We start from the raw sequence: 16,508 nt of genomic DNA on the forward strand, positions 1-16,508 counted from the left end.
CATTGAGTCATGGCAGAAGCAGTCGCCAATAACGTTCCGGCCAAGGCCGCCGCTGCAGATGGCAAACCGCCGCTGTTCGGCCTGTCCTTCCTGGAAAACCTCTCCGAGATGACCATGCTGCGGCAGGTGGGCCTGCTGGTTGGCCTGGCTGCGAGTGTGGCGATTGGTTTTGCCGTGGTCCTCTGGTCGCAGCAACCGGACTACCGGCCGTTGTACGGCAGCCTGGCCGGAATGGACGCCAAGCAGGTGATGGAGACCCTGGCCACCGCCGACATTCCCTACACCGTCGAACCCAATTCCGGCGCCTTGTTGGTCAAGGCCGATGACCTGTCGCGTGCGCGGCTCAAGCTGGCCGCCGCCGGGGTAACCCCGACCGACGGCAACATCGGTTTTGAGATTCTCGACAAGGACCAGGGCCTGGGCACCAGTCAGTTCATGGAAGCGACTCGGTACCGTCGCGGCCTCGAAGGCGAGCTGGCGCGAACCATTGCCAGCCTGAACAACGTCAAGGGTGCCCGCGTGCACCTGGCCATTCCGAAAAGCTCGGTGTTCGTGCGTGACGAACGCAAGCCTAGCGCCTCGGTGCTGGTGGAACTGTACTCCGGCCGTTCGCTGGAGCCGAGCCAGGTGGTGGCCATCGTCAACCTGGTGGCGACTAGCGTCCCGGAGCTGAGCAAGTCGCAGATTACCGTGGTCGACCAGAAGGGCACCCTGCTGTCCGATCAGGCGGAGAACTCCGCACTGACCATGGCCGGCAAGCAGTTCGACTACAGCCGCCGCATGGAAAGCATGCTCACCCAGCGCGTGCACAACATCCTGCAGCCGGTGCTGGGCAATGACCGCTACAAGGCCGAAGTGTCCGCCGACGTCGACTTCAGTGCGGTCGAGTCGACCTCCGAGCAGTTCAACCCGGATCAACCGGCCCTGCGCAGCGAGCAATCGACCTCCGAGCAGCGTACCGCCAGCAATGGCCCGCAAGGCGTACCGGGGGCCCTGAGCAACCAGCCGCCGGCACCGGCTTCGGCACCGCAGAGCACCGGCAATGCCACGGCCTCGGCCGGCATGGTGCAGCCCGGCCAGCCTCTGCTGGATGCCAACGGCCAGCAGATCATGGACCCGGCCACCGGCCAGCCGATGCTCGCCCCATACCCGGCGGACAAGCGTCAGCAATCGACCAGGAACTTCGAACTCGACCGCTCCATCAGCCACACCAAGCAGCAGCAAGGCCGCTTGAACCGGTTGTCGGTGGCGGTGGTGGTCGATGACCAGGTCAAGGTCAATCCCGCCAATGGCGAAACCTCCCGCGCGCCGTGGACCGCTGATGAGTTGGCGCGCTTCACCCGCCTGGTGCAGGACGCCGTCGGCTTCGACGCCAGCCGTGGCGACAGCGTCAGCGTGATCAACGTGCCGTTCTCGGCCGAACGCGGCGAAGTGATTGCCGAGATTCCGTTCTATTCCCAGCCCTGGTTCTGGGATGTGGTGAAACAAGTGGTCGGCGTGCTGTTCATCCTGGTGCTGGTATTCGGCGTGCTGCGTCCGGTACTCAACAACATCACCGGTGGCGGCAAAGGCCGGCAACTGGCGGGGATCGGCAGCGATGCCGAGCTCGGCGGCATGGGTGGGCTGGATGGCGAGCTGGGCAATGACCGGGTCAGCCTCGGCGGCCCGCAAAGCATCCTGCTGCCAAGCCCGAGCGAAGGCTATGACGCCCAGTTGAACGCAATCAAGAGCCTGGTGGCCGAAGATCCGGGCCGTGTGGCTCAGGTCGTGAAAGAGTGGATTAACGCAGATGAGTGATAACCGAGCCTCGATCGCCAAACTCAGCCGGGTCGACAAAGCCGCGATCCTGCTGCTGTCCCTGGGCGAAACCGACGCCGCGCAAGTGCTGCGCCACATGGGCCCGAAAGAGGTCCAGCGCGTCGGCGTGGCCATGGCGCAGATGGGCAACGTGCACCGCGAGCAGGTCGAGCAGGTGATGAGCGAGTTCGTCGACATCGTCGGCGACCAGACCAGCCTGGGCGTGGGCTCCGATGGCTACATCCGCAAAATGCTCACCCAGGCCCTGGGTGAAGACAAGGCCAATGGCCTGATCGACCGGATCCTGCTGGGCGGCAACACCAGCGGCCTGGACAGCCTCAAGTGGATGGAGCCGCGCGCGGTGGCGGATGTGATCCGCTACGAGCACCCGCAGATCCAGGCCATTGTGGTGGCGTACCTGGACCCCGACCAGGCCGGTGAAGTGCTGGGCAACTTCGACCACAAGGTGCGCCTGGACATCATCCTGCGCGTGTCGTCGTTGAACACCGTGCAACCGGCGGCGCTCAAGGAACTCAACCAGATTCTCGAGAAACAGTTCTCCGGCAATTCCAACGCCTCGCGCACCACCCTGGGTGGGATCAAGCGTGCCGCCGACATCATGAACTTCCTCGACAGTTCGATCGAAGGCCAGCTCATGGACTCGATCCGCGAAGTCGACGAAGACCTGTCCGGCCAGATCGAAGACCTGATGTTCGTGTTCAACAACCTGGCCGATGTCGACGACCGCGGGATCCAGGCGTTGCTGCGCGAAGTCTCCTCCGACGTGCTGGTGCTGGCCCTCAAGGGCTCGGACGAAGGGGTCAAGGAGAAGATCTTCAAGAACATGTCCAAGCGCGCTGCCGAACTGCTGCGCGACGACCTCGAGGCCAAGGGCCCGGTGCGCGTCAGCGATGTCGAGACGGCACAAAAGGAAATCCTCACCATTGCCCGCCGTATGGCCGAAGCCGGAGAAATCGTTCTCGGCGGGAAGGGCGGCGAAGAAATGATCTGACCCTATGGCTGCCAAGAGTGATGAGTCGCCCAGCGACCTGATTCGTGCGCGTGATGTCAGCGGGCTCGACATCTGGGCGCTGCCCAGTTTTGACCCGTACGTCCCGGAACCCGAGCCTGAGCCCGAGCCAGAGCCGCCGGAGATGGAGGAAGTGCCGCTGGAGGAAGTCCAGCCACTGACCCTGGAAGAGCTCGAGAGCATTCGCCAGGAAGCCTGGAACGAAGGGTTTGCCACCGGCGAAAAAGAGGGCTTTCACAGCACCACCCTCAAAGTTCGCCAGGAAGCCGAAGTGGCCCTCAATGGCAAGTTGGCCAGCCTGGAACGGCTGATGGTCAACCTGTTCGAGCCCATCGCCGAGCAGGACACGCAGATTGAAAAGAGCCTGGTAGCGCTGGTCCAGCACGTTACCCGGCAGGTGATCCAGCGCGAGCTGGCCATCGACTCGAGCCAGCTGGAACACGTCATGCGCGAAGCCCTCAAGCTGCTGCCGCTGGGGGTTGCGAACGTGCGCCTGTACGTCAACCCGCAGGATTTTGCCCAGGTCAAAGCCCTGCGCGAACGCCATGAGGAAACCTGGCGCATCGTCGAGGACGAGGCGCTGTTGCCCGGTGGTTGCCGGGTCGAGACCGAGCACAGCCGGATCGACGCGACGGTGGAAACCCGCATCGCCCAGGCCACGGCCCAGTTGCTCGACCAGTTGCACGAGCAGGCGCTGCACCCGGCGCCAGCGGATTTGCAGTTGGACCTGTCAGTCGTTGCGCCGCCGGTCAGCCCTGATGCGCCTTGATCGCACCAGCTTTGCCAAGCGCCTGGGCAGCTACGCCGCTGCGGTGGAGTTGCCGGGCCAGCCGGTCCTCGAAGGGCGCCTGTTGCGCATGGTCGGCCTGACGCTCGAGGCCGAAGGCTTGCGCGCAGCCATGGGCAGCCGCTGCCGGGTGATCAACGACGACAGCTATCACCCGGTCGAAGTCGAAGCCGAGGTCATGGGGTTTTCCGGCAACAAAGTATTCCTGATGCCAGTGGGCAGCGTCGCCGGGATCGCTCCGGGCGCGCGGGTCGTGCCGCTGGCGGACAATGGCCGCCTGCCGATGGGCATGAGCATGCTCGGGCGGGTGCTCGACGGTGCCGGTCGGGCGCTGGACGGCAAGGGCGGGATGAAGGCCGAAGACTGGGTGCCAATGGACGGCCCGACCATCAACCCGCTCAACCGCGACCCCATCAGCGTGCCGCTGGACGTCGGCATTCGTTCGATCAACGGCTTGCTCACGGTCGGTCGCGGCCAGCGCCTGGGTCTGTTCGCCGGGACCGGGGTGGGTAAGAGTGTGCTGCTGGGCATGATGACCCGCTTCACCGAAGCCGACATCATCGTGGTCGGGCTGATCGGGGAGCGGGGCCGGGAGGTCAAGGAGTTCATCGAGCACATCCTCGGTGAAGAGGGCCTCAAGCGCTCGGTGGTGGTGGCATCGCCGGCCGACGATGCGCCGCTGATGCGTATGCGTGCGGCGATGTACTGCACGCGCATCGCCGAATATTTTCGCGACAAGGGCAAGAATGTCCTGTTGCTGATGGACTCGCTGACCCGTTTTGCCCAGGCCCAGCGGGAAATCGCCCTGGCCATCGGCGAACCGCCAGCGACCAAGGGTTATCCACCCTCGGTATTCGCCAAGTTGCCGAAACTGGTGGAGCGCGCGGGCAATGCCGAGGCCGGCGGCGGTTCGATCACTGCGTTCTATACCGTACTGTCGGAAGGCGACGACCAGCAGGACCCGATCGCCGATTCGGCGCGGGGTGTGCTCGACGGGCACATCGTGTTGTCCCGGCGCCTGGCCGAGGAGGGGCACTACCCGGCCATCGACATCGAAGCGTCCATCAGCCGGGTCATGCCCTCGGTGGTCTCGCCGGAGCACATGCGCCGCGCCCAATACTTCAAGCAGCTCTGGTCGCGTTATCAACAGAGTCGCGACCTGATCAGCGTCGGCGCCTATGTGGCCGGGGGCGATCGCGAGACCGACACGGCCATTGCCCTGCAGCCGACCATGGTCAGCTACCTGCGCCAGGGCCTCAACGACAACATCAGCCTGGGCGAAAGCCACGCCCACCTGGAAACCATCTTCGCTCCGGCAGCCGGAGGCTAAGCGGCCATGGCCCAGAGCCGAGCAGCGCGCCTGGCGCCGGTGGTCGACATGGCGGAAAAGGCCGAGAAGACCGCCGCCCAGCGCCTGGGCTACTTCCAGGGCCAAGTGCGGCTCGCCGAAAACAAGCTGGCTGACCTCGACGGATTTCGCCTCGAATACCTGGAACGCTGGGTCGAGCGCGGCCGCGAAGGGGTGTCCGGACAATGGCTGCTGGGTTACCAGGGCTTCCTCGCGCAACTGGGTACGGCCATCGACCAGCAGCGGCAAAGCCTGGCCTGGCATCAGAACAACCTCAACCAGGCGCGCGACGGCTGGCAACAGGCCTACGCTCGGGTCGAAGGCTTGCGCAAGCTGGTGCAGCGCTACATTGACGAGGCCCGGCAACTGGAAGACAAGCGTGAGCAGAAGCTGCTCGATGAGTTGTCCCAGCGCCTGCCCCGGGAGAGTCCGTATCGTTGAGGGGGGTGGGCCGATGGGCGAATGGGAGCTGCCGCAGGCTGTGATCTTTTGATCTTGGCTTTGTGGGCATATCCGTTGCTGCGGTAGCGGCGGCTTATGGTTTCGCCTTTACGGCGACTCCCTTTTGCAGACGCCCAAAAGGAAGCAAAACGCTTTGCCCCTGCGTTCGGCCCCTCGCTTAGGCTCGGGGTCCCTTCGCTACGGTATCCATCAGGGGGCATCGCCTACGGTTTGCTTCGCTGCACCTCCTCTCGATGTATGCGGCTTCGCCGCACGGCGCTACGCGCCTTCCCCCTGATGGACACCTTCGCTCAGCCTGCCGAAGGGGCAGGTGGATCAAGATCAAGAGCAAGAGCACGGCGACCTGACAGTCGGCCTGAGTGGTAAAAGCGGGCGAGGCGGCCTACCGGCCGGCCTGTTTTTTTTGATGTTCTTCTCTCCCCTGCTCGCGATGAACTTGACGGCACCGCGTGTTCATCGGATTCACGCGTGATTGTTCACGTCCATCGCAAGCTCGCAAGGGTTGGCGTTCTGAGCCGGCTGGCATTAGGCCGATGGGCTGCCTTGCTGATGCCCTGTACAGGTGCTAAACCTTGTACACGATTGCCAAAGACAAGGAAGCTCTAGCATGTCAGTCAATACGCAAGTCTCAGCGGATGGGCAAAAGCTGACGATCTCGATCAAGGGTCGCTTCGACTTTGCCAAGCACCAGGCATTTCGCGATTCCTTCGGGCAGGTCGACAATCAGCGACTCAACGCGATAGTGGTCGATCTCAAGGAGGTCACCTACCTCGACAGTTCGGCGTTGGGCATGCTGCTGTTGCTGCGCGATCATGCCGGCGGCGACGATTCCGATGTGCGGCTGGTCAACAGCAGTTCGGACGTGCGAAAAATCCTCGCCATCTCCAATTTCGACAAGCTGTTCGACATCAGTTGAGCGACCTGATCCCGTCGTTCGAGCCCCTGACGGTGCTGATCGCCGAAGACAGTGCGGCTGATCGCCTGCTGCTGTCGGGGATCGTCCGGCGCCAGGGCCACGCGGTGCTGCTGGCGGCGAACGGCGCCGAAGCGGTGGAGCTGTACCGTCAGGCATGCCCGCACCTGGTGTTGATGGACGCTCTGATGCCGGTGATGGACGGCTTTGACGCGGCGCGACAGATCAAGCAGTTGGCCGGGGAAACCCTGGTACCGATCATCTTCCTCACGTCCCTGAGCGAGGACGAAGGCCTGGCCCGCTGCCTGGAGGCGGGCGGTGATGACTTTCTGGCCAAGCCGTATAACCAGGTGGTGCTGGCGGCCAAGATCAAGGCCATGGATCGCCTGCGGCGTTTGCAGGCAACGGTGCTGGAGCAGCGCGACCAGATCGTCCGCCACCATCAGTACTTGCTTAACGAGCAGCGTGTGGCCAAGGCGGTGTTCGACAAGGTCGCCCACTCGGGCTGCCTGAGCGCGCCGAACATCCGCTACCGGCAATCGCCCTATGCGCTGTTCAACGGCGATCTGCTGCTGGCGGCGTTCACTCCGGCTGGCGACATGCATGTGCTGCTCGGTGACTTCACCGGTCACGGCCTGCCGGCGGCCGTGGGCGCCATGCCCCTGGCCGAGGTGTTCTACGGGATGACGGCCAAGGGGTTTGGCCTGGCGCAGATCCTGCGAGAGATGAATGCCAAGCTCAAGCGCATCCTGCCGGTGGACATGTTTTGCTGCGCGACCCTGCTGTCCCTGAGTTTCCAGCGCCGTTCGGCCGAGGTCTGGAATGGCGGGATGCCCGACGGCTACCTGCATGACATCGCCAGTGGCGAGCGCCGGCCGCTGAAGTCACGGCATTTGCCGCTGGGCGTGTTGAGTGCCCAGGCGTTCGACGACCGCACGGAAGTGTTCCCTATGGCCCTGGGCGACCGGGTAATGCTGTTGACGGATGGGGTGATCGATACCTGCGACAGTGCCGAGCAGTTGTTTGGCGTCGAGCGTTTGTTGCAGGTGTTTGCCGATAACCTTGAGCCCGAGCAGTTGTTCGAGGAGATCGAACAAGCGCTGCGCGATTTTGGCGGTCAGGCCCGGGATGACGTGAGCCTGCTGGAAATCAGTCTGGTGGAGCCGGCCCAGCTCACCCCGCCAGCCCTGGTCTATTCCGACAGTGGCCAGTCGAGCCCGCTGGACTGGTCGTTGAGCTTCGAATTTCGCGCCGAGTCGCTCAAGCGCTTCGACCCGCTGCCCTATCTGCTGCAGTTGTTGCTGGAGGTGCATGGCCTGCGGGCGCAAAGCGCGGCGCTGCACAGTGTGCTGGCCGAGTTGTACTCCAATGCCCTGGAGCATGGCGTGCTGGGCCTGGATTCGAGCCTCAAGCGCGATGTCCGCGGATTTGCGCGCTACTATCAGTTGCGCAACGCCCGCCTGGAGCAATTGGAGGAGGGCTACCTGCGGGTGCACGTGCAGGTCGCGCCGCAAGGCTCGGGCGGTTGCCTGGTGATTGAAGTGGAAGACAGTGGGCATGGCTTTGATGTGCAGCGTGTGATGGATCGGCCGCTGGACATCGGGCGTTTATCGGGTCGCGGCGTCAGCCTGATCCGTCAATTGAGCCGTAATGCCAGTTGGTCCGACGATGGCCGACGGGCGCGCGTGGAGTTTTCCTGGGAGGCTCTGGCATAATCCCGTGCATTCTTGATCAAGGAGCGAACAAGTGACCGATACACATCTGGATCGCGACGTACTCAGTGCGTTGCAGGAAGTCATGGAAGGGGATTACCCGGTGTTGCTGGACACCTTCCTGGCGGATTCCGAAGAGCGTCTGCAAATCCTGCGCGAGGCGCACGATGCGGCGCAGCTGATCAGCGCGGCCCATAGTTTCAAGGGCAGCAGCAGCAACATGGGGGCGTTTCGCCTGGCCAGGCTGTGCCACGAGCTGGAACAGCGCGCCAAGGAAAAAGCCCCCAAGGGCCTGGCCAAGCTGGTGGGTGAAATCGATGGCGAATTTGCCTTGGTGCGCCCCTTGTACGAAGCCGAACGGCAGCGCTCGCTGGCGTCTGAATCTTCCAATCGCAGCTGTTAGCCTTCTCTCGGGCAATCTGGCTCGACCCTTGCAGTCTCTTGCTCAACTGTATCGACGATTCCAGTGCAGCGGAGACCGCTATGCCCCTTTCCCCCAACATCCTGCTTCAGGCTGGCGCGCAGGCCAAGACTCAGTCCGCGTCGGCCAATGCCCCGGCGGCGCCTGTGGACAAGGCGTCCGGCTTCGCCCGGGTGTTTGCTGGCCAGGGTGCAGGCAAGTCCTTGGCAGCGGCCGATATGGCGGCCAAGCCGTTGCGTGACAAAACCCCGGACCACCCGGTCCGTGCGGACAAACCTGCCACCCAGGCGCCAGCGGTTGCCGCTAGCGGCAAAACCTTGCCCGCCGAAAAAGTGGCGCCTGAAGAGGTAACCGACACCGAGCCTGGCGCAGTGGCTGAAGACGCCACGGTAGATCCAGCGCAGGCTCAGGCAGCGACCCTGCCGGCCCCGGTTACCGTGGTCGAGACGCCAGCCAGCGTGGATCCGGCCATTGAGGCGGCGCTGCTGGCCACCACGCAGGCGATCAGCGATCCGGCGTTCGATCCTGAGGCCGATCCACTGGATGGCTTGCCGGCGGTGCGCCTGGCGATGGAGCAAAGTGGCCATCTGTCCGCCTCCAGTCAGGCTCAAGCCAAGACTCCGCCAGCGGCCGCCCAGGTCGACGGCGAACCGAACGCGACGCAGACCTTCGCCGCGGGCATGGCCAGCATGCTCGGTCTGCAAGCGGAGCAGGACGGTACCAGTGAGGGCGGCGAGAAGGCCTTCAGTGGCTTGATCGACGAAGGCCTCAAGGACCTCAAGGCTGCCAGCAGCGACACCCGCGTTGAAGGTTTTGCCGACCGCCTGGCCGCGCTGACCCAGGCTGCCACGGCAAAAACCGCCAATGCGCTGCCGGTCAATCAGCCGATCGCCATGCACCAGAGTGGCTGGACCGAAGAGGTGGTCAACCGGGTCATGTACCTGTCGAGCGCCAACCTCAAGGCGGCGGACATTCAGTTGCAGCCGGCTGAGCTGGGACGCCTGGATATCCGCGTCAACATGATTCCCGACCAGCAAACCCAGGTCACCTTCATGAGCGCCCACGTTGGTGTGCGCGAAGCGCTGGACGGGCAGATGCACCGCCTGCGCGAGATGTTCGCGCAGCAGGGTATGGGTCAGGTCGACGTCAACGTCTCCGACCAGTCCCGTGGCTCCCAGGAACAGGCGCAGCAGGGGCAGGGCGCCCGCACCTCGGCCACTGGCAGCCGATTGGAACCGATGGTCGATGAATCGCCGGCCAGCCTCGCCGAAGTGAGCGCCAGCGCCGTCCGCGTGATGGGTTCCAGCGTGGTCGACTATTACGCCTGACTTGCTCCCTCAGTGAAGTCAGCGACCCCCGACACTTCTGGCATAACACTTGCTCTTGCCTTGCCGTGCGACTGTGAAAACCCGAATAGTGACGGATTATTGGCATGGCGAAGAGCGACGCAGCAGTAAAAGATCCCGCCGGCAAAGGCAAACTCAAGCTGATCCTGGTGATTGCCGCGGCCTTGTTGCTGGCGATCGGCTTGTCCGTGGGGGCGACCTGGTACTTCATGCACAGTGCCCAGAGCAAGCCTGAGCCTGCGGCCGATGCGGCTGGCAATGCCAAGCCTGCGGCCATCTACGAAGCCATGGCCCCGGCCTTTATCGCCAATTACAACCAGAACGGCCGCCAGCGCTACATGCAGGTGAGCATTACCCTGCAGGCCCGCAACCAGGCCGATCTGGACGCTTTGAAAGTGCACATGCCGGTGATCCGCAACAACCTGGTGATGCTGTTCTCCGGGCAGACTTTCGACAACCTGGCCACCCCGGTCGGCCAGGAAATGCTGCGCCAGAAAGCCACTGCCAGCGTGCAGGAAGTAGCGCAGAAAGAAGTCGGCAAAGTTGTAGTCGAGCAGTTGCTCTTTACTAATTTCGTACTGCAGTAGGAACACGACATGGCCGTGCAGGACCTGCTGTCCCAGGATGAGATCGATGCGCTGCTGCATGGCGTCGACGATGGTCTGGTACAGACCGACACCGCTGCCGAACCGGGCAGCGTCAAAAGCTATGACCTGACCAGTCAGGACCGGATTGTCCGGGGGCGCATGCCGACCCTGGAAATGATCAACGAGCGTTTCGCCCGCTATACCCGCATCAGCATGTTCAACATGCTTAGGCGTTCGGCCGATGTGGCCGTGGGCGGGGTGCAGGTGATGAAGTTCGGCGAGTACGTGCATTCGCTGTACGTGCCTACCAGCCTCAATCTGGTCAAGATCAAACCCCTGCGCGGCACCGCCCTGTTCATTCTCGACGCCAAGCTGGTGTTCAAGCTGGTGGATAACTTCTTCGGCGGCGACGGACGTCACGCCAAGATCGAAGGGCGTGAATTCACCCCTACCGAATTGCGCGTGGTGCGCATGGTGCTGGAGCAGGCCTTCACTGACTTGAAGGAAGCCTGGCAGGCGATCATGGAAGTCAATTTCGAGTACATCAACTCGGAAGTGAACCCGGCCATGGCCAACATCGTTGGCCCCAGTGAGGCGGTGGTGGTGTCCACTTTCCACATCGAACTCGACGGTGGCGGCGGCGATCTGCACGTGACCATGCCGTACTCGATGATCGAGCCGGTGCGGGAAATGCTCGACGCCGGTTTCCAGTCCGACCTCGACGACCAGGACGAGCGTTGGGTCAACGCCCTGCGCCAGGACGTGATGGACGTCGATGTGCCCTTGAGTGCCACCGTCGCCCGCCGCCAACTTCGCCTGCGCGACATCCTGCACATGCAGCCGGGCGACGTGATCCCGGTGGACATGCCTGAAGACATGATCATGCGCGCCAACGGCGTGCCGGCTTTCAAGGTCAAGATGGGGTCCCACAAGGGTAACCTGGCGTTGCAAGTGATCGAACCCATCGAGCGCCGCTGAGCGGCGTTGCTCTCCCCCCGTTTTTAAATGCTTGCTGCCCGCCGAGGACAAATGATGGTTAACGATATGAATGCCCAGGACGACCAGGCCCTGGCTGATGAATGGGCCGCCGCGCTGGAAGAATCCGGTGATGTCGGACAGGACGATATCGATGCCCTGCTGGCGGCCGATGCGGCCAGCTCGCCGTCCAACCGTCTGCCGATGGAAGAGTTCGGCAGTGTGCCGAAAAACAACGGCCCGGTGACACTGGACGGTCCGAACCTGGACGTGATCCTCGACATCCCGGTGTCGATCTCGATGGAAGTCGGCAGTACCGACATCAACATCCGTAACCTGTTGCAGCTCAACCAGGGGTCGGTGATCGAGCTCGATCGCCTGGCGGGTGAGCCCCTCGACGTGCTGGTCAACGGCACGTTGATCGCCCATGGCGAAGTGGTGGTGGTCAACGAGAAGTTTGGCATCCGCCTGACGGACGTGATCAGCCCAAGCGAACGCATCAAGAAGCTGCGCTAAGTGAACAGGTTCCTCGGTGGGTTGCTGGCCTTGCCTGGCAGCGTGATGGCAGCCGAGCCGGTGGCAGCAGTCGCTGCGCCGGCGGTCGGTAGCGGGGTGGCCGGGCAGTTGACGCAACTGGTGCTGGGCCTGCTGCTGGTGCTGGGCCTGATCTTTTTCCTCGCCTGGCTGTTGCGCCGGGTGCAGCAGGCAGGGCCTGCGGGCAAAGGCCAGGTGATCGAGTTGATCGGCTCGCGTGCCCTCGGCCCGCGGGACCGGCTGGTCCTGGTGCAGGTCGGCAACGAGCAGATTCTGCTGGGCCTGACGCCGGGCACCATCAGCGCGCTGCATGTCCTCAAAGAGCCGGTGCAGGTGCCCGGCACCGAGCAGGCTACCCCCGAGTTTGCCCAGCGCCTGATGGAGTTGCTGGGTAAAGACAAGGATAAGAAGTAATGCCGTTGCGTTTCCTCCTGACGCTGCTCCTGCTGCTGGCGGCGCCTCTGGCGCTGGCCGCCGACCCGCTGTCGATCCCGGCGATCACCTTGGGCACCAACGCCGACGGCGCCCAGGAATATTCGGTCAGCCTGCAGATCCTGCTGATCATGACCGCGCTGAGTTTCATCCCGGCGTTCGTCATGCTGATGACCAGCTTCACCCGGATCATCATTGTCTTCTCGATTCTGCGCCAAGCCCTGGGCCTGCAGCAGACGCCGTCGAACCAGATCCTCACCGGCATGGCGCTGTTCCTGACCCTGTTCATCATGGCGCCGGTGTTCGACCGGGTGAACCAGGACGCCTTGCAGCCGTATCTCGCGGAAAAAATGACCGCCCAGGATGCGGTGGCCAAGGCCCAGGTGCCGATCAAGGACTTCATGCTGGCCCAGACTCGCAGCAGTGACCTGGAGCTGTTCATGCGCCTGTCCAAGCGCACTGACATCGCGTCGCCGGATCAGGCCCCTTTGACCATCCTGGTGCCGGCCTTCGTCACCTCGGAGCTCAAGACCGCGTTCCAGATTGGTTTCATGATCTTCATCCCGTTCCTGATCATCGACCTGGTGGTGGCGAGTGTGCTGATGGCGATGGGCATGATGATGCTCTCGCCGCTGATCATTTCGCTGCCGTTCAAGATCATGCTGTTTGTGCTGGTGGACGGCTGGGCGCTGATCATCGGCACCCTGGCCGGCAGTTTCGGCGGTGTTTAGCCTGGTGCGAGCGAGTGGCCCGATATGACGCCTGAAGTAGCGGTAGACCTGTTCCGTGAAGCGCTCTGGCTGACCACCGTGATGGTCGCGGTGCTGGTGGTGCCGAGCCTGTTGGTCGGCCTGTTGGTGGCGATGTTCCAGGCGGCGACCCAGATCAACGAACAGACCCTCAGCTTCCTGCCGCGCCTTTTGGTGATGCTGGTCACGCTGATCGTTGCCGGCCCGTGGCTGGTGCAGACCTTCATGGAATACATCCTGCGCCTGTACGGCAGTATTCCGCAGTTGATCGGCTAGGCCATGTCGCTGCTGGCGCTGACCGACGCGCAGATCAGTACCTGGGTGGCCAGCTTCATGCTGCCGCTGTTCCGGGTGACGGCACTGCTGATGACCATGCCGATCATCGGCACCACCCTGGTGTCCAAGCGCATTCGCCTGTACTTCGCCCTGGCGATCACCGTGGTGATCACCCCCAGCCTGCCGCCGATGCCCACGGTCAACGCGCTGGACTTGAGCGGCCTGCTGCTGATTGCCGAGCAGATCCTGATTGGCGGGTTGTTGGGTTTCTCCCTGCAGCTGTTTTTCCAGGCCTTTGTGATTGCCGGGCAGATTGTTTCGATCCAGATGGGCATGGGTTTCGCCTCCATGGTCGACCCCACCAATGGCGTGTCGGCGGCGGTGATCGGGCAGTTCCTGACCATGCTGGTGACCCTGTTGTTTCTCGGGATGAACGGCCACCTGGTGGTGTTCGAAGTGCTCACCGAGAGCTTCACCACCTTGCCGGTGGGCAGCGCCATGTTGGTCAATCACTTCTGGGATATCGCCAACAAGCTCGGCTGGGTGCTGGGTGCGGCCATGCTGCTGGTGCTGCCGGCGATCACCGCACTGCTGGTGGTCAACATTGCCTTCGGCATCATGACTCGCGCGGCGCCGCAACTGAACATTTTCTCCATCGGCTTTCCGCTGACCCTGGTGCTGGGCCTGGTGATCTTCTGGATCAGCCTGGGTGACATTCTCAATCAGTATCAACCGCTGGCCACCGAGGCTTTGCAGTTGCTGCGCGATATGGCTCAGGCGCGCTAAGCCATGGCCGAAAGCGAGAGTGGCCAGGACAAGACCGAAGAGCCCACGGACAAAAAGAAAAAGGACGCCCGCGAGAAGGGTGAAATCGCCCGCTCCAAGGAGCTCAACACCCTGGCGGTGATGCTCGCCGGGGCCGGCGGCTTGCTGGTCTATGGCGGTGGCCTGGCCCTGGATCTGCTGGACATCATGCGGCTGAATTTCAGCTTGCCCCGCGAGGTACTGCTCAGCCCCGGTGCCATGGGCCAGTACCTGTTGCACTCGGGCAAGATTGCGATCATCGCCGTGCAACCGGTGTTGATCACCTTGCTCCTGGCCGCGCTGATCGGCCCGATTTCCCTGGGTGGTTGGTTGTTTGCCGGCAGTAGCCTGGCACCCAAATTCAGCCGGATGAACCCGGCCAATGGCCTCAAGCGCATGTTCTCCTCGACCGCGGTGATCGAGCTGCTCAAGGCGCTGGCCAAGTTCCTGTTGATCCTGTTCGTCGCGTTGACGGTGTTGAAGTCAGACATCGACGACCTGCTGCGCATCGCCCATGAACCGCTGGAGCAGGCGATTATCCACAGCGTGCAGTTGGTGGGCTGGAGCACACTGTGGATGGCTTGCGGGCTAATCCTGATTGCCGCCGTCGACGTGCCGGTGCAGTTGTACCAGAGCCACAAGAAGTTGCTGATGACCAAGCAGGAAATCCGCGACGAGCACAAGGACCAGGAAGGCCGCCCCGAGGTCAAGCAACGCATCCGCCAGTTGCAGCACGACATGTCCCAGCGACGGATGATGGCGGCCATTCCCGACGCCGACGTGGTCATCACCAACCCGACCCACTATGCGGTGGCGCTCAAGTACGATCCGGACAAAGGCGGCGCGCCAATGCTCGTCGCCAAGGGCAGCGACTTCCTGGCCTTGAAAATCCGCGAAATTGCGGTCAGCAACAATGTATTGCTGCTCGAATCGCCGGCCCTGGCGCGTTCGATCTACTACTCCACCGAGATGGACCAGGAGATTCCTGGCGGGTTGTACCTGGCAGTGGCCCAGGTGCTGGCCTACGTCTACCAGATCCGCCAGTTCCGCGCGGGCAAAGGCAAACGTCCGGAGCCGTTCAAGGATGATGTGCCGATTCCGCCGGAGTTGCGGCGGGATTCTTGATTTTGGTGTGGTGATAGGAGGGGGGCTTAATCAATTAATAGTGACGCTCTCTGATTAATTGGCTGGCTTTGTCTGGATGAACGCCTCTGATTTCCCCTGCTACTGCTTCGAATCCTACAATTTTGTGGCTTATCATACCGGCAGAGCTGAGCGACATTTTATGGCGTTCCATTAGTTCGGGGATCATTTTCGAAGCGGCGTTATACATATTAATTTTATCGACGTCGATGTCTATCGAGTTGTAAAGTTTTCGAGGGAGTTGCTTTAGTTGTTCGGGTGCTACTTGGGCGTAGCTTAGTTCTTGGAGGCTGGCATTGTGTTTTGTGTATGCCCAAGGGGTATTTTGTCCGAGCTTTCTTTCTTGTTTGCTTATGATTTTTCCTTCATAGCTCACGAAATTTATTTCTTCGTGATTTTTAGCGCCGACTTTCATCGAGGTTAATTCTGTCCATTCTCCGTTCAGCTTGCGGTTGTTGGTTGTTAACGTTTCTACAAATGATTCTTCGGTGAATTGAGTGAATACTTTTTCGGGTCCGCTCTTGAAGGTGGGTCCAAGTGGTCTGCGCCCTGCAGGGCGAGGAGTAGGCTGTACGCGGATGTGTCCACTAGGGTCATGGAAGTTAATTGGATCGCCCATACAATAGGCATAAGCATTCAATCCCCCTTTTCCAAATGGACTCCAACTATCCGGGCTATTAAACCTCATCAACACAGGGTTAAACGCCCGATACCCATTCCCCAATAAATAATGCCCAGTCACCGGGTCCGGACGTTCGCCGTTAAAGCCCAGAAGACTCGTCAATCCACTTTCGGCCTGGCGATGGCCGTAAGGCGAGTAGGCGATGGGGTGTTGCTGTTGATCGGCTGTGAAGGTGTGCAGCACCGAGCGCTGCTGGTCAGTCGCCAGCAATGTGCTTTCAACGGCGCCGCCCTGGTTCTTGTGTTGCGCCAGCAGGAGGTCGTTATTCTGAAAGACACTGAATCCAATCGCCCCCTGTATTTCGGTGGCCAAGCGGCTTTTGCAGTAAAAACGCTGGTGAGCGGATGCGTCCGGTTGAAGCTGACTGATCAGACGATCCAGTGGGTCGTACCCATAGCTGCAAAGTATTACAAGTTGTTGAGTCCCCATGGCAGGCGCTCCAGCTAATTCGGATTGAGCGCTTGAGTATCGGCGGTTTTGTCGCAGGCAGGTACTAGCAGAACTGCTAGG

The 16,508-nt window shown here is 62.1% G+C and carries 18 protein-coding genes; 17 read left to right on the plus strand and 1 reads right to left on the minus strand.

Annotated elements, in window-relative coordinates; translation table 11 throughout:
* The first annotated feature begins 9 nt into the window (after positions 1-9).
* From fliF to flhB, 17 genes are all read left to right on the plus strand, one after another.
* A complete protein-coding gene (fliF, locus tag QMK50_RS21455; protein ID WP_320333903.1) occupies positions 10-1,797 on the plus strand; it encodes a flagellar basal-body MS-ring/collar protein FliF in 1,788 nt (595 codons plus the stop codon).
* The gene (gene fliG / locus QMK50_RS21460; RefSeq protein ID WP_095169985.1) at positions 1,790-2,809 is read left to right on the plus strand and encodes a flagellar motor switch protein FliG; all 1,020 of its coding nucleotides are present in this window, start codon (positions 1,790-1,792) and stop codon (positions 2,807-2,809) included. The genes fliF and fliG overlap by 8 nt, the downstream gene beginning before the upstream one ends.
* Positions 2,810-2,813: 4 nt before the next feature.
* Positions 2,814-3,596, plus strand: coding sequence for a flagellar assembly protein FliH (gene fliH, locus QMK50_RS21465; RefSeq protein ID WP_320333904.1), 783 nt, complete (start codon positions 2,814-2,816; stop codon positions 3,594-3,596).
* Positions 3,586-4,944 (plus strand): flagellar protein export ATPase FliI, encoded by a 1,359-nt coding sequence (fliI, locus tag QMK50_RS21470; protein WP_095169983.1) that lies wholly within the window; start codon positions 3,586-3,588, stop codon positions 4,942-4,944. The genes fliH and fliI overlap by 11 nt, the downstream gene beginning before the upstream one ends.
* 6 nt (positions 4,945-4,950) lie before the next feature.
* Positions 4,951-5,403: a flagellar export protein FliJ gene (fliJ, locus tag QMK50_RS21475; protein ID WP_095169982.1), complete on the plus strand. Its 453-nt coding sequence runs from the start codon at positions 4,951-4,953 to the stop codon at positions 5,401-5,403.
* 628 nt (positions 5,404-6,031) lie between these two features.
* Complete coding sequence (locus QMK50_RS21480) at positions 6,032-6,340, plus strand: STAS domain-containing protein (RefSeq protein WP_320333905.1); 309 nt, start codon at positions 6,032-6,034, stop codon at positions 6,338-6,340.
* A gap of 8 nt (positions 6,341-6,348) precedes the next feature.
* Positions 6,349-8,052 (plus strand): fused response regulator/phosphatase, encoded by a 1,704-nt coding sequence (locus tag QMK50_RS21485; RefSeq protein WP_320334536.1) that lies wholly within the window; start codon positions 6,349-6,351, stop codon positions 8,050-8,052.
* A gap of 31 nt (positions 8,053-8,083) precedes the next feature.
* On the plus strand, positions 8,084-8,452 hold the full coding sequence (locus QMK50_RS21490; protein WP_159994392.1) for an Hpt domain-containing protein: 369 nt from the start codon (positions 8,084-8,086) through the stop codon (positions 8,450-8,452).
* Positions 8,453-8,532: 80 nt separating this feature from the next.
* The gene (locus tag QMK50_RS21495) at positions 8,533-9,798 is read left to right on the plus strand and encodes a flagellar hook-length control protein FliK (protein ID WP_320333906.1); all 1,266 of its coding nucleotides are present in this window, start codon (positions 8,533-8,535) and stop codon (positions 9,796-9,798) included.
* 104 nt (positions 9,799-9,902) lie between these two features.
* Positions 9,903-10,403: a flagellar basal body-associated protein FliL gene (gene fliL, locus QMK50_RS21500; protein ID WP_095169978.1), complete on the plus strand. Its 501-nt coding sequence runs from the start codon at positions 9,903-9,905 to the stop codon at positions 10,401-10,403.
* Positions 10,404-10,412: 9 nt separating this feature from the next.
* Entirely contained in the window at positions 10,413-11,381 is a 969-nt protein-coding gene (gene fliM, locus QMK50_RS21505) for a flagellar motor switch protein FliM (RefSeq protein ID WP_095169977.1), read from the plus strand.
* Between the two features lie 54 nt (positions 11,382-11,435).
* Entirely contained in the window at positions 11,436-11,894 is a 459-nt protein-coding gene (gene fliN / locus QMK50_RS21510; RefSeq protein WP_095169976.1) for a flagellar motor switch protein FliN, read from the plus strand.
* Between the two features lie 45 nt (positions 11,895-11,939).
* A complete protein-coding gene (gene fliO, locus QMK50_RS21515; RefSeq protein WP_095170025.1) occupies positions 11,940-12,326 on the plus strand; it encodes a flagellar biosynthetic protein FliO in 387 nt (128 codons plus the stop codon).
* The gene (fliP, locus tag QMK50_RS21520; RefSeq protein ID WP_159994396.1) at positions 12,326-13,075 is read left to right on the plus strand and encodes a flagellar type III secretion system pore protein FliP; all 750 of its coding nucleotides are present in this window, start codon (positions 12,326-12,328) and stop codon (positions 13,073-13,075) included. Before fliO ends, fliP begins: the two co-directional genes overlap by 1 nt.
* Positions 13,076-13,099: 24 nt before the next feature.
* Complete coding sequence (gene fliQ, locus QMK50_RS21525) at positions 13,100-13,369, plus strand: flagellar biosynthesis protein FliQ (protein WP_027621022.1); 270 nt, start codon at positions 13,100-13,102, stop codon at positions 13,367-13,369.
* A 3-nt stretch (positions 13,370-13,372) separates the two neighbouring features.
* Positions 13,373-14,155, plus strand: coding sequence for a flagellar biosynthetic protein FliR (gene fliR, locus QMK50_RS21530; RefSeq protein WP_095169974.1), 783 nt, complete (start codon positions 13,373-13,375; stop codon positions 14,153-14,155).
* 3 nt (positions 14,156-14,158) lie between these two features.
* The gene (gene flhB / locus QMK50_RS21535) at positions 14,159-15,298 is read left to right on the plus strand and encodes a flagellar biosynthesis protein FlhB (RefSeq protein ID WP_320333907.1); all 1,140 of its coding nucleotides are present in this window, start codon (positions 14,159-14,161) and stop codon (positions 15,296-15,298) included.
* Positions 15,299-15,332: 34 nt separating this feature from the next.
* On the opposite strand, the gene QMK50_RS21540 is transcribed toward flhB, so the two are convergent.
* Positions 15,333-16,427, minus strand: coding sequence for an RHS repeat-associated core domain-containing protein (locus QMK50_RS21540; RefSeq protein WP_320333908.1), 1,095 nt, complete (start codon positions 16,425-16,427; stop codon positions 15,333-15,335).
* Positions 16,428-16,508 lie beyond the last annotated feature (81 nt).

Source organism: Pseudomonas sp. P5_152 (assembly GCF_033989915.1).
Classification (GTDB): Bacteria; Pseudomonadota; Gammaproteobacteria; order Pseudomonadales; family Pseudomonadaceae; genus Aquipseudomonas.